Here is a 12,430-nt window from a genome sequence, read left to right on the forward strand (position 1 = left end):
CCCGTGGCGTCCCCGTCCGGCAGAGTCTTGCTTCCGTCAGGCCCCGCATACGGCACTCGGGCACCTCCAGAGGCGCCACGCACCACACAACTCCACACCAGACCTGTCCGTATGCCGCCCGCGAGCACCACGCGGCAGCCCCTCGACCGGGGTTGCCCAACGGGCCCGTGCCTCCCGTGACCCACGCAGTAGGGAGGCCAGCGCCAGGGGCACGAACGCGCTCGCGAGGTCACCTAAGCGGGCGATGCTGGAAGGACACCATGTGAGCCGGATCTCGGTCCGGGGGTTCGCCGTGGCATCTGCCACTGCGGTCACCACCGTTGGCGCCGTCGTAGGCGTTGCTGCGGGCGGCGCACCTGCCGCCGACGACAACAACTTCGAGGCTGCCGCAGCCGACACCACGCTGCTCGCAGACATCCCCGCGGGCCAGCAGGCCCAGGTCCAGACCGCTTCGCTGACGCAGCAGGCCGATGCCCAGGCATCCGCCGCCGACGCCGCCGCGAAGAAGTCGGCCGAGGAGTCCGCCCGCCTCCAGGCAGCCAAGGACGCCAAGTCCAAGAAGGCCGCCGCCGAGGCGAAGGCCGAGGCCGACCGCAAGGCCGCCGAGCAGAAGAAGAAGGAGAAGGAGGAGGCCGAGCGCGCCAGCCGGTCCGCCGTCCGCGACGCCTCCTCCTTCACCGCGCAGGGCTCCTACACGGTCGCCCAGGTCAAGGCGATGGCCCGCCAGATGGTCCCCGCCGACCAGTTCCAGTGCTTCAGCAACATCGTGAACCACGAATCGACCTGGAACTACCGCGCGGTCAACCCGTCCTCCGGTGCGTACGGACTGATGCAGGCCCTCCCGGGCCACAAGATGTCCTCCGCCGGCGCCGACTGGCAGACCAACCCGGCCACCCAGATCAAGTGGGGCCTCAGCTACATGGACAGCCGCTACGGCTCCCCGTGCGGCGCCTGGTCCTTCTGGCAGGCGAACAACTGGTACTAGGGTCCGACAGCCCCCAGGAGCCCCCCACCGCCATCCGCGGTGGGGGGCTCCTCGCGTGTACGGTCGCATCCGGCGATCCAGGGCAGCGCTGGGGAGCGAAGATGGGGGAAGGGAAAGGGACATGTCGAAACTACCGGGCTGGCTGGGCCGCTTCGGGTCCGAACTGACGGAGCTGGGCGCTCGCCTGGAAGAGCGCCGGGCGGCCGCCGCGGCCGACGACGACCCCCTCGGAGGCCCGGGCCCCGGCCCCGCCGTCGCCCCGGAGTCCCCGGACCCGGGGCAGGTGCCCGCGCCCCCCTCGTACGCGCCCTCCGTCGCCGCCAAACCGGATCCGGTGGCCGCCATTCCGTGGGGGATGCGGGTCGCGGCCGAGGCGGGCTGGCGGCTGCTCGTGCTGGCCGGGACCCTCTGGGTGCTGATGCAGGTCATCACCGCCGTGCAGCTGGTCGTCCTCGCCTTCGCCGCGGCCCTGCTCATCACCGCGATGCTCCAGCCGACCGTGGTCCGGCTCAAGCGGACAGGGCTGCCGCACGGGCTCGCCACCGCTGTGACCGCCGTACTCGGGTTCGTCGTCATCGGGCTGGTCGGCTGGTTCGTCGTGTGGCAGGTGATGGAGAACCTCGACACGCTCTCCGACCGGGTCCGCGACGGCATCGACGAGTTGAAGCGCTGGCTGCTGGACAGCCCCTTCCATGTCACCGAGTCGCAGATCAACGACATCGCCAAGAACCTCAGCGACACCATCAGCACCAACACCGAGGAGATCACCTCCGCCGGTCTCCAGGGTGTCACCGTGATGGTGGAGTTCCTCACCGGGCTGCTGCTCGCGATGTTCTCCACGCTCTTCCTGCTCTACGACGGCCGGCGCATCTGGGAGTGGTCCCTGAAGCTGGTGCCCGCCGCCGCCCGCCCCGGGGTCGCGGGGGCCGGACCGCGCGCCTGGCGGACCCTGACCGCCTACGTCCGCGGTACGGTGCTCGTCGCCCTGATCGACGCCATCTTCATCGGCCTCGGCCTCTACTTCCTCAATGTGCCGCTCGCGGTGCCGCTGGCCGTCTTCATCTTCCTGTTCGCCTTCATCCCGCTGCTCGGTGCCGTGGTCTCCGGGGCGCTGGCGGTGGTCGTCGCGCTGGTCACCGAGGGCGTGTTCACCGCGCTGATGGTGCTGGTCGTGGTGCTGGCGGTGCAGCAGATCGAGGGCCACATCCTCCAGCCGTTCATCCTCGGCCGGGCGGTGCGGGTCCACCCGCTGGCCGTGGTCCTCTCGGTGGCGACGGGCGGCCTCGTCGCGGGCATCGGCGGCGCGGTCGTCGCCGTACCGCTGGTCGCGGTCACCAACACGGTGGTCGGATATCTGCGCTCGTACGCGACGGCCGGCCCGGTCGGCGGACAGCACGGGGCCACCGCGCTGGGCATCGCCCCGGCGGCGGGCCCGGCAGAGCCACCGGCCCCGCCGCCCGCCGCCGCCGCACCCCGGACCGGTCCGGGCGAGCCGGACGGCGAGGCCGTACCCCCGGAGCCGTCCGATGGCGAGCCGCCGCGGACATAGGAGTCGTCGCGTACACGTAGGAGCCCCGGGACGGTCGGTCGTCCCGGGGCTCCGCGCGTAGCGAGTGTGGTGCGGGTGACTACTCGGCGAGTACGGCCTCGGCGTCGAGGGTCACACCGACGGCCTGGATCACCGAGGCGACCTTGACGGCCTCCTGGATGGTCTCCCGGTCCACGCCGGCCTTGCGGAGCACCTGCTCGTGGGAGTCCAGGCACTGGCCGCAGCCGTTGATCGCGGAGACGGCGAGCGACCACAGCTCGAAGTCGACCTTCTCCACGCCCGGGTTGCCGATGACGTTCATCCGCAGGCCCGCGCGGAGCGTGCCGTACTCCGGGTCCGACAGCAGGTGCCGGGTCCGGTAGAAGACGTTGTTCATCGCCATGACGGCGGCCGCCGACTTCGCCGCGGTGTACGCCTCCGGCGAGAGGTTGGCCTTCGCCTCGGGCTCCAGCTCGCGCAGCACCTTCGGCGAGCGCGAGGCGATCGCGCAGGCCAGCACGGTGCCCCACAGCTGCTGCTGCGGGAGGTCGCTGTTGCCGATGACCGAACCGAGGTTCAGCTTCAGGTCCTTGGCGAAGTCCGGTATGGCGGACTTCAGTTCGTCGAGAGCCATGTCGGTATCAGCTCACTCGCCCGAGAGGAGCGCGACCGGGTCGAGGGTGTTCTCGCCCTTGGTCCAGTTGCACGGGCACAGCTCGTCGGTCTGCAGGGCGTCGAGGACCCGCAGGACCTCCTTGGGGTTGCGGCCCACGGAACCGGCGGTCACCATCGTGAACTGGATCTCGTTGTTCGGGTCGACGATGAAGACGGCGCGCTGGGCGAAGCCGTCCTCGCCCTCGATGCCGAGGTCCCGCATCAGCTCGTGCTTCGAGTCGGCCAGCATCGGGAAGGGCAGGTCGGTCAGGTCCGGGTGGTCCTTGCGCCAGGCGTGGTGCACGAACTCGGAGTCACCGGAGAAGCCGAGGATCTGGGCGTCGCGGTCGGCGAACTCCTCGTTCAGCTTGCCGAAGGCGGCGATCTCCGTGGGGCAGACGAAGGTGAAGTCCTTCGGCCATGCGAAGACGATCTTCCACTTGCCCTCGTAGGTCTTGTGGTTGATCTGCTCGAACTCCTTGCCGCTCTCCAGCGAGACACAAGCGGTCAGGTCGAACTCGGGGAACTTGTCACCGACAGTGAGCACGCGCACTCCTTGCAACGTCGGAACTCCCCTTTTGGGAGAGTTCCTGAGGGTTGGACGAGATCCACCTTGGCACAGAGTGCATTGATCAGGGAAATAGCTACACTCGGTCGTGATGATCGGAGGTGCCTATCAGTGGGCCAGGGGAAACAGGGCATACGTCCCAAGCAGTCCGGTAAGCCGGCCACCAGGCAGCCCAGCCTGTCGCAGCTGCGCGCCTTCGCGGCCGTGGCGGAACATCTGCACTTCCGGGACGCGGCGGCAGCAATCGGGATGAGTCAGCCGGCACTCTCCGGAGCCGTCTCCACTCTGGAGGAGGCACTCGGTGTCCAGCTCATCGAGCGCACGACGCGCAAGGTGCTGCTCTCGCCCGCCGGGGAGCGGCTCGCGGGGCGGACCGCCGTCGTGCTGGAGGCCGTCGCCGCGCTGATGGAGGAGGCCGAAGCCGCCCGGGCGCCGTTCACCGGGGTGCTCCGGCTCGGCGTGATCCCGACCGTCGCCCCGTACCTCCTGCCCACCGTGCTCCGGCTGGTCCACGACCGCTACCCCTCCCTCGACCTCCAGGTCCACGAGGAGCAGACCTCCTCCCTGCTGGAGGGGCTCGCCGCCGGACGCCTGGACCTGCTCCTCCTCGCCGTGCCCCTCGGGGTCCCCGGGGTGAGCGAGATCCCGCTCTTCGACGAGGACTTCGTGCTGGTCATGGAGCAGGACCACCGGCTCGGCGGCCGGGCCGACATCCCGCGCGAGGCGCTTCGGGAGCTGCCGCTGCTCCTTCTGGACGAGGGCCACTGCCTGCGCGACCAGGCCCTGGACATCTGCCGGGAGGCGGGCCGTACGGAGGGGGCCCCGGTCACCACGACCGCCGCCGGGCTCTCCACCCTGGTCCAGCTGGTGGCGGGCGGGCTCGGGGTGACGCTGCTGCCGCGGACCGCCCTCACGGTGGAGACCGCCCGCAACGACGCCCTGGCCACCGGGTACTTCGCCCACCCGGCCCCGACCCGGCGAGTGGCGCTCGCGATGCGGGCGGGCTCCGCGCGGGGCGGCGAGTTCGAGGAGTTCGGGGCGGCGCTGCGCGGGGCGATGAAGCCGCTCCCGGTGCGGGTGGTGGACGCGCCTCCCGCTTGAGCGCATGAGCGCGTGCGGTGCGGCCGGGTGATCGACGTGTCTGCCGTACGAACGCACGCGGGTGCGGCCGGACTTCCGCCCGGTCGCACCCGCGTGCTCCCCGCTCCCGCTACTCCGTCCGCAGCCCGTCCGGCCGCATCAGCCGCCACAGCGAGGGCATCGACGCCGCCGTCACCAGCAGGATCAGCCCCGCGCCGACCCCCGTCAGCGGCAGGAACAGCCACCAGTCGGAGACGGACTTCGCGATCATCCAGGCCAGCACGGCGCCCAGCCCCAGCCCGCCCGCGACCGCGACCACCAGGCCGAGGAAGACCGGGACGGCGGTCTGCCACAGCACCGACCAGCCCATCGTCGTACGCCGGGTGCCGAAGGCGACCAGCACCGACAGCAGCCGCTTGCGCTCGCGCAACTGCTCCACCTGGGAGACCAGCATCGAGGCGGCGATCAGCAGCAGCACCACACTCGCCCCCACCTTGAGCCCGGTCTGGATGCTGTCGTACTGGCGGTCGCGCTCCACCGAGTCCAGGGTGACGAAGCGCATCCCCGGGTCGATGCGGGCCGCCGTGTTCCGTACGTGCTCGGCGACGTCCGGCACGCTCCGGTCGACCCGGATCTGGGCGGTGATCTGCGCGCCGGGCAGCGTACCCGCGTCGACCGCGCCGGTGGTGGCCATGATCCCGTAGTGCGGGTCGCCCATCGGGTCCTTGCGGCCCTGCACGGTGGGGGAGTCGGCGGGCAGCGTCCACCGCAGCGGCTTGCCCTCCCCGGAGCCGATCTCGACCACCTGGCCCTTGCGGGCGGCCTGGTCGATCCAGAAGGACATGTCCTTGTCGCCCGGCGGGTGGACGACGAAGGTGTCGCCGTCCTCGCAGGAGGTGATCCGGGCCAGCTCGCGCAGGGTCTCGCAGGTGCCGACGGTCATCGAGGTGGTGGGCGGGATGTCGTCGTCGGCGTAGACGCCGGGCTTGGAGGCGTACGCCTGCACCGAGCCGATCACCACGTCCACGCCCTTGGTGGCGCGGAACTGCTCGATGGCCGAGGTGGCCGCCTCGCCGGTGACGTTCTCCGAGTAGGCGGCGAACTGGGCCCGGGCGGGGTCCTGGCCGGTCACCCGGTTGAAGTCGGCGTTCATCGCCGCGAACAGCATCTGGAGGGCGATCGCCCCGGCCACCGCCACCGTGACCCCGCTGACCGCGCGGGACGCGGCCTCGCTGCTCAGCTGGAGCCTGCGCACGGCCAGTTGCCAGGGCACCGGACCGCCGCGCAGCCGCTTCACGCACGCCTCGACCAGCCACGGCAGCAGCAGGGCGAGACCGACCAGCACCAGCACGGCCCCGGCCGCGATCGGGAACGGCTTCACCGGCTCGTACGCGTACTCGTCGACCCGGCCGGTGATCCCGAGCACCGCCAGACCCCCGACGGGCATGAGCAGCCGCCACCAGAGCCGGCGGCCCCGGTCCTTGCCCCGGCGCACGACGCCGAGCGGCTCGATCGCCACCGAGCGCATCGCGACCAGCGTGACGAGCACGGCGGTCAGCGGCACCGCGACCGTGATCAGCAGGCCGAGCAGCGGATCGGGCACCACGTCGGCCGGGAACGCGCTGACGTCCCAGACCTCTACCGAGCCGACGAACTCCCGCCCCACCAGGAAGAAGACCAGCCCGAACAGCAGCCCGAGCACCGCCCCGAACAGCGCCTCCCCGGCGGCCACGCGCCGGGTGGTACGGATGTCCGCGCCGACCAGGCGCAGCGCGGCCAGCCTGCGGTCGCGCCGGTCGCCGCCGAACCGCACGGCGGTGGCGATGAAGATGGCTACCGGCACCAGCAGCACGACACAGACCATGACGGTCAGCACGACGAGCAGCGGCGGGAGCGGGTCGGCCTCGCGGTGCTGCCCGTAGCCGGAGATCCGCTCGGCCCCGGCGGCGGGCGTCAGGGTGTCGCTGCCCGCGTAGTAGAACAGCTCATTGGGCGAGCGCAGCCCGGTGTCACCGATCGTGCCGGTGATGTCGTACGGCAGCCGCTCGCGCAGCAGTTCGCTGCCGGGCGCTTCGAGCAGCTCCTTCAGCGCGGGGGAGGCCACCATCTCGCCCGGCCCGGGGAAGCGGGCCACCCCCGGCGGGCGGACGGGCGCCGAACCCTCGGCGTGCAGCAGCCGGCCGATGACCGTCCGGTCGCGGTACTCCGTGCTCGTGTCGAGCCGCAGCACCGAGGTGTCGGACTTCGCCGAGTCGTCGGCGGAGACCTTCACCTCGCTGCGGGCCTGGTCGCGGCCGGAGCGGGCGTCGAGCATGTGCGGCACGGCGGAGGCGAGCAGCAGCAGCGCCACCCCGAGGCCGACACCGACCGCCGTCAGCAGCGTACGTATCCAGCCCTCCCGGCCCCCGGCGGCGGCGAACCGGATGCCGAGGCCGAGGTCCCGGAGGGCGGCCGCGCCGCGCGGGGACGGCTTCGGGCTCTCCGGTGCGGCGGGCGGTGTCGTACGGGAGTCGAGCAGCGTCATACGGCGTGCTCCAGGTCGAGCGCCCGGCCGTCGCGCACGGTGACGTCACGGTCGGAGTAGGCGGCGACCCGGGCCTCGTGGGTGACCAGGACGACCGCCACGTTGGAGGAGCGGGCGGCCTCGGTGAGCAGCTCCATCACCCGCTCGCCGTTGAGGGAGTCCAGGGCGCCGGTCGGCTCGTCCGCGAAGACCACCTTCGGGGAGCCGGCCAGCGCGCGGGCCACGGCGACCCGCTGGCCCTGACCGCCGGAGACCTCGCCGGGGCGCTTGGCGCCGAGGTCCTCGACCTCCAGGCGCTCCATCCACTCCCGGGCGGTGCGCTCGGCGGCCTTGCGCTTCACCCCGTTGAGCCGCAGCGGCAGCGCGACGTTCTCCACGCAGGTCAGCTCGGGCACCAGCTGGCCGAACTGGAAGACGAAGCCGAAGTCGCTGCGGCGCAGGGCGCTGCGCTCGGCGTCCGACATCGCGGACAGCTCGCGGCCGGCGTAGGTGATGGTGCCGGAGTCCGGGGTGATGATCCCGGCCAGGCAGTGCAGCAGGGTCGACTTGCCGGAGCCGGAGGGGCCCATCACGGCGACGACCTCACCGGGGTGGACGGAGAACGAGGCACCGTCCAGGGCGGGCGTCGAACCGTAGGTCTTGCGCAGGTCGTGGGCGGCGAGCAGGGCGCCTTCGGGGGTCACGCGGCCACCACCTTGGAGAGCTGGTCGAGCCGGGCGGCGGTCAGTTCCAGCCAGCGCAGATCGGCCTCCAGGTGGAACAGGGCGTGGTCGCAGATCAGCTGGTCGGCGAGGTCGCCCTTCCGCTTGCGGTCGGTGAGGATGCGCATCATCCGCAGGTGCTCCGAGCGCTGGGTGTCCAGCACGTCGGCCGCGCTGCGGTCGGTGAGGAGCGCCAGGACGACCTTGGTGTAGAGCGTGGACTGGAGGTACGGCTCCGGCTTCTCGGGCTGGGCGAGCCAGCGCGAGACGTCGGTGATCCCGGCGTCCGTGATGGCGTACCGCTTGCGCTCGGGCCCCCCTTCGCTCTCTATGCCGTCGACCTCGACGAGCCCGTTCTTCAGGAGGCGCGACATCGTCGAGTAGACCTGGCCGTAGTGGAGGGGGCGGTCCTGGCCGAACTTCTCGTCGAACGTCCGCTTCAGGTCGTAGCCGTGGCGTGGCCCGGCTTCCAGGAGTCCCAGGAGGGTGTGACCGATAGACATGGGGAGCACTCTACACGGCGTGTATACCTGGCGTGTATATGCGGTCGGAATACCTCCACCGGCTCAGGAGGGGGCCCTTCTGACCCGGTCCGCGGGGCCCTACGCGTCCGTCCCCGGCTCCTCCGGGGGCCGCTTCGGCGGGCGGCCCCGGCGGGCGATGGGTGCCGCCGAACCCGGCAGCCGCCCCGCCTCCTTCAGCGCCCGGCGCAGCAGGAACTCGATCTGCGCGTTGGCGCTGCGCAGCTCGTCGGAGGCCCAGCGGGCCAGCGCGTCGTGCACCGCGGGGTCCAGCCGCAGCAGCATCTGCTTGCGCTGCCGCGGCCGGGCGGCCGGCGTCCGCCGGGGCGGTGTCTCGTCGGTCACTGGTAGAGGCTGCCCGTATTGAGGACCGGCTGGGCCGCGCGGTCACCGCACAGCACCACCATCAGATTGCTGACCATGGCGGCCTTCCGCTCGGCGTCCAGCTCCACGATGTCCTGCTCGGCGATCCGGGTCAGGGCCATCTCGACCATGCCCACCGCACCCTCGACGATCTGCTGGCGGGCCGCGACGACCGCGCCGGCCTGCTGGCGCTGGAGCATGGCGGAGGCGATCTCGGGGGCGTACGCGAGGTGGCTGAAGCGCGACTCGATGATGCGGACGCCCGCGGCCTTCACCCGGGCGGTCAGCTCGACGGCCAGCTTCTCGGTGATCTCCTCGGCGTTGCCGCGCAGCGAGAGGCCGTCCTCCTCGTGGGCGTCGTACGGGTACTCGATGGCTATGTGCCGGACGGCCGACTCGGTCTGGGTGGCGACGAACTCCAGGAAGTCGTCGACCTCGAAGAGGGCCTGTGCGGTGTCCTCGACCTTCCAGACGACGATCGCGGCCAGCTCGATCGGGTTGCCGTAGGCGTCGTTGACCTTGAGGACGGCGGTCTCGTGGTTGCGGACGCGGGTGGAGATCCTGCGGCTGGAGGTGAGCGGGTTGACCCAGCGCAGCCCGTCGGCGCGGATGGTGCCGACGTACCGCCCGAAGAGCTGGATCACCCGGGCCTCGCCCGGAGCGACCATCTTCACACCGCTCATGCAGAAGAACGAGGTGAGGGTGAGCAGGATGCCGAAGACGCAGAGCGGCACGCCGACGGCGTTGTTGCCGCCCGCCCCGATCATGCCGCCCGCGATGGCGAGACTGATTCCGAAGAGCACCCCGAACACGGTCAGCAGCAGCCCCAGGCCGCCCGGGATCGAGTGCGCGGTGACCTCCGTGACCTGCGGCTCCGGCATGTCGGGTGCGTCGATGTCGAGTGGGGCCGCGGCCTCCGGGCGGTGGCCGTCGTGCTGTCCGGTCATGGGGTCCCCCGTTCCGTGCCGGCGCGCGTCGCGCTAGCAATGTGATTTCACATTAACAGTTCTCGCAACCTTGTGAACCCTCCAGGAGTCGGTTCCCTAGGGAACGCGTGCTGATTGTCACGTCCGGAAAAGACTGGATCGCTTGCCATTTGTCCCTGCCGACGGTGTTAGCTGGCAGGTCTGAACGGACTGGGTGGACCGAGCGAGCCGGTCGAGCAGAGAAGCGGGAGCAACACAGTCATGGGTCGAGCGGATGCGCGACGAGCCCAGGCGCGGGGATCGCGCCGGGCTGCGAAGAGCGGGGGCATACGCAGACTCTTCACGTGGAAGAAGCTGCTGGGGACGTTCTTCGGGATCGTCCTGCTGGGCATGGGCGCCTTCCTCGCGCTCTACCTGTACGTTCCCGTCCCCGCCCCCAACGCCCTCGCGGAGCGGCAGAGCAACGTCTACCAGTACAGCGACGGCACGGTCCTCGCCCGCTCCGACAACGGCGTCAACCGGCAGATCGTCGACCTGGCCCAGGTGCCCACGGAGGTGCAGCGCACCTTCGTCGCCGCCGAGAACAAGACCTTCTACAAGGACCAGGGCATCGACCTCAAGGGCACGACCCGCGGTCTGATCAACACGCTCAGCGGCAAGGGCAAGCAGGGTGGCTCGACCATCACCCAGCAGTACGTGAAGAACTACTACCTGACGCAGGACCCCACCATCAGCCGCAAGCTCCGCGAGCTGGTGATCTCGCTGAAGGTCGACCAGAAGCAGTCCAAGGAGCAGATCCTCGCCGGGTACATCAACACCGCCTACTACGGACGCGGCGCCAGCGGCATCCAGGCGGCCTCCCAGGCGTACTACGGCATCGACGCCAAGGACCTGGACGTCTCCCAGGGCGCCTACCTCGCCTCCCTCCTCCAGGCCCCCAGCCAGTACGACTGGGCCACCGCCACCGACACCGGCAAGCGCCTGGTCAAGGACCGCTGGGCCTACACCCTGAAGAACATGGTGGAGATGGGCTGGCTGACCGAGGCCGAGCGGGCGAAGCAGGAGTTCCCGGTCCCGGACAAGCCCAAGCCCGCCCAGGGCATGGAGGGCCAGACCGGCTATCTCGTCGAGGCGGTCAACAAGGAGCTGGACAAGCAGGGCATCTCCGCCGAGGACCGTGAGGCGGGCGGCTGGACCTTCACCCTCACCATCGACAAGAAGCACCAGCAGCAGCTGGAGAAGTCGATGCGCAAGGAGCTGGAGTCCCAGCTCGACCGCGAGGGCAACAAGATCGACGCCACCGTCCAGGCCGGCGCGACCTCCGTCGACCCGAAGACGGGCAAGGTCCTCGCGATGTACGGCGGCGAGGACTACGTCAAGCACTACGTCAACAACGCCACCCGCCAGGACTACCAGCCGGCCTCCACCTTCAAGCCGCTGGTGCTCGCCGCCGCCCTGGAGAACGAGGCGAAGACGCAGGACGGCAGTCTGATCGGACTCAACACGGTCTACGACGGCACCAGCAAGCGGCCCGTCGTCGGCAGCGACACCCCGTTCAACCCGCAGAACGAGGACGACCGGAGCTACGGCCCGATCTCCGTCCAGAAGGCGATGAACAGCTCGGTCAACTCCGTCTTCGCGCAGATGATCGTGGACGTGACGCCCGCCGCCACCAAGAAGACCGCGCTCGCCCTCGGCGTACCGGACAAGAACTTCCCCGAGCGCCCCGCCGTCACCCTCGGCACCATGAACGCCTCGACCTGGGACATGGCGGGCGTCTACGCGACCCTCGACAACCACGGTCGCAAGGTCACCCCGCACATCCTCCAGTCCGCCGAGCACCGCGCCCGTACGGTGAAGCCGGGGGCGCCCAAGCAGCAGCAGGTGATCAGCCGCGCCTCGGCCGACACCGTGACCTCCGCGCTCACCGGGGTCGTCCAGTCCGGCTCCGGCCGCGCCGCCAACACCTCCGCCTACCAGGCGGCGGGCAAGACGGGTACGTCGGAGGAGAACAAGTCGGCCTGGTTCGCCGGGTACACCCCCGAGCTGACCACGGTCGTCGCCCTCTTCGGCGAGTCCCCCCAGGGCGGCCGGCAGGTCTCCCTCACCGGTACGGCCAACTCCGGCCGGGCCAACGGCGGCGGCTTCCCGGCCCGGATCTGGGCGGACTACACCCTCGGCGCCCTCGGCGGCGGCTCGAACGCCAAGTTCGACCTCCAGGACGTGGAGCGCGGCGAGGTCCCGCCGCCCCCGCCGAGCCCCACGACGACGCCGTCGGAGGAGCCGACCCCGTCGGAGAAGCCCACCCCGTCCGAGAAGCCGTCGGAGACTCCGCCGAGCGAGACGCCCAGCGAGACCCCGACCACGCCCTCGGCCCCGCCGACGATCACCCCGCCGACCGCCCCGCCCACCAACCCCGAGACCCCGCCCCAGCCGGGGGAGAGCGACGGGCAGCCGGGCGAGCGGCCCGGAGGCGCGGGGGACTGACCCCGCACGCACGACAGGGGTGAGGGGGGGGGCCCGGCGGGGGCACCCCTCCCCCCTCCTCTTCTCATCGCCCCTTGTGGGGACCTCGGCACC

11 protein-coding genes are annotated in these 12,430 nt (G+C 71.1%); 4 read left to right on the forward strand and 7 right to left on the reverse strand.

Annotated elements, in window-relative coordinates; all coding sequences use genetic code 11:
- Positions 1 to 262 precede the first annotated feature (262 nt).
- On the forward strand, positions 263 to 985 hold the full coding sequence (locus AC0682_RS14485) for an aggregation-promoting factor C-terminal-like domain-containing protein (protein WP_254811802.1): 723 nt from the start codon (positions 263 to 265) through the stop codon (positions 983 to 985).
- A gap of 121 nt (positions 986 to 1,106) precedes the next feature.
- Positions 1,107 to 2,534: an AI-2E family transporter gene (locus tag AC0682_RS14490; protein WP_254811801.1), complete on the forward strand. Its 1,428-nt coding sequence runs from the start codon at positions 1,107 to 1,109 to the stop codon at positions 2,532 to 2,534.
- A gap of 79 nt (positions 2,535 to 2,613) precedes the next feature.
- Here the strand turns inward: AC0682_RS14490 and AC0682_RS14495 are convergent, their stop codons facing one another.
- A complete protein-coding gene (locus AC0682_RS14495) occupies positions 2,614 to 3,147 on the reverse strand; it encodes an alkyl hydroperoxide reductase (RefSeq protein ID WP_109163846.1) in 534 nt (177 codons plus the stop codon).
- Positions 3,148 to 3,159: 12 nt separating this feature from the next.
- A complete protein-coding gene (locus tag AC0682_RS14500; protein WP_254811800.1) occupies positions 3,160 to 3,714 on the reverse strand; it encodes a peroxiredoxin in 555 nt (184 codons plus the stop codon).
- A gap of 132 nt (positions 3,715 to 3,846) precedes the next feature.
- Here AC0682_RS14500 and AC0682_RS14505 point away from each other — a divergent pair, with 132 nt between their 5' ends.
- A complete protein-coding gene (locus AC0682_RS14505; RefSeq protein WP_478533093.1) occupies positions 3,847 to 4,836 on the forward strand; it encodes a hydrogen peroxide-inducible genes activator in 990 nt (329 codons plus the stop codon).
- Between the two features lie 109 nt (positions 4,837 to 4,945).
- Here the strand turns inward: AC0682_RS14505 and AC0682_RS14510 are convergent, their stop codons facing one another.
- From AC0682_RS14510 to AC0682_RS14530, 5 genes are all read right to left on the reverse strand, one after another.
- Positions 4,946 to 7,339, reverse strand: a complete 2,394-nt coding sequence (locus AC0682_RS14510; RefSeq protein WP_478533095.1) for an ABC transporter permease — start codon at positions 7,337 to 7,339, stop codon at positions 4,946 to 4,948.
- Positions 7,336 to 8,022 carry an ABC transporter ATP-binding protein gene (locus AC0682_RS14515; protein WP_254811797.1) on the reverse strand — a complete coding sequence of 229 codons (687 nt, stop codon included), beginning with the start codon at positions 8,020 to 8,022 and terminating at the stop codon, positions 7,336 to 7,338. The genes AC0682_RS14510 and AC0682_RS14515 overlap by 4 nt, the downstream gene beginning before the upstream one ends.
- Positions 8,019 to 8,543 (reverse strand): PadR family transcriptional regulator, encoded by a 525-nt coding sequence (locus AC0682_RS14520; protein WP_254811796.1) that lies wholly within the window; start codon positions 8,541 to 8,543, stop codon positions 8,019 to 8,021. The genes AC0682_RS14515 and AC0682_RS14520 overlap by 4 nt, the downstream gene beginning before the upstream one ends.
- A 99-nt stretch (positions 8,544 to 8,642) precedes the next feature.
- On the reverse strand, positions 8,643 to 8,906 hold the full coding sequence (locus tag AC0682_RS14525) for a type II toxin-antitoxin system antitoxin (protein ID WP_254811795.1): 264 nt from the start codon (positions 8,904 to 8,906) through the stop codon (positions 8,643 to 8,645).
- Positions 8,903 to 9,871, reverse strand: a complete 969-nt coding sequence (locus tag AC0682_RS14530) for an SPFH domain-containing protein (protein ID WP_478533098.1) — start codon at positions 9,869 to 9,871, stop codon at positions 8,903 to 8,905. The genes AC0682_RS14525 and AC0682_RS14530 overlap by 4 nt, the downstream gene beginning before the upstream one ends.
- A 240-nt stretch (positions 9,872 to 10,111) precedes the next feature.
- On the opposite strand from AC0682_RS14530, the gene AC0682_RS14535 reads away from it, so the two are divergent.
- Entirely contained in the window at positions 10,112 to 12,337 is a 2,226-nt protein-coding gene (locus tag AC0682_RS14535) for a transglycosylase domain-containing protein (RefSeq protein ID WP_478533099.1), read from the forward strand.
- Positions 12,338 to 12,430 lie beyond the last annotated feature (93 nt).

The sequence above is a fragment of the Streptomyces sp. NPDC043746 genome, assembly GCF_056436485.1.

Coding starts and splice junctions, on each gene's coding strand:
- AC0682_RS14490 (WP_254811801.1), top strand. CDS start 1,107: ATGTCGAAACTACCGGGCTGGCTGGGCCGCTTCGGGTCCGAACTGACG.
- AC0682_RS14495 (WP_109163846.1), bottom strand. CDS start 3,147: ATGGCTCTCGACGAACTGAAGTCCGCCATACCGGACTTCGCCAAGGAC.
- AC0682_RS14510 (WP_478533095.1), bottom strand. CDS start 7,339: ATGACGCTGCTCGACTCCCGTACGACACCGCCCGCCGCACCGGAGAGC.
- AC0682_RS14520 (WP_254811796.1), bottom strand. CDS start 8,543: ATGTCTATCGGTCACACCCTCCTGGGACTCCTGGAAGCCGGGCCACGC.
- AC0682_RS14530 (WP_478533098.1), bottom strand. CDS start 9,871: ATGACCGGACAGCACGACGGCCACCGCCCGGAGGCCGCGGCCCCACTC.
- AC0682_RS14535 (WP_478533099.1), top strand. CDS start 10,112: ATGGGTCGAGCGGATGCGCGACGAGCCCAGGCGCGGGGATCGCGCCGG.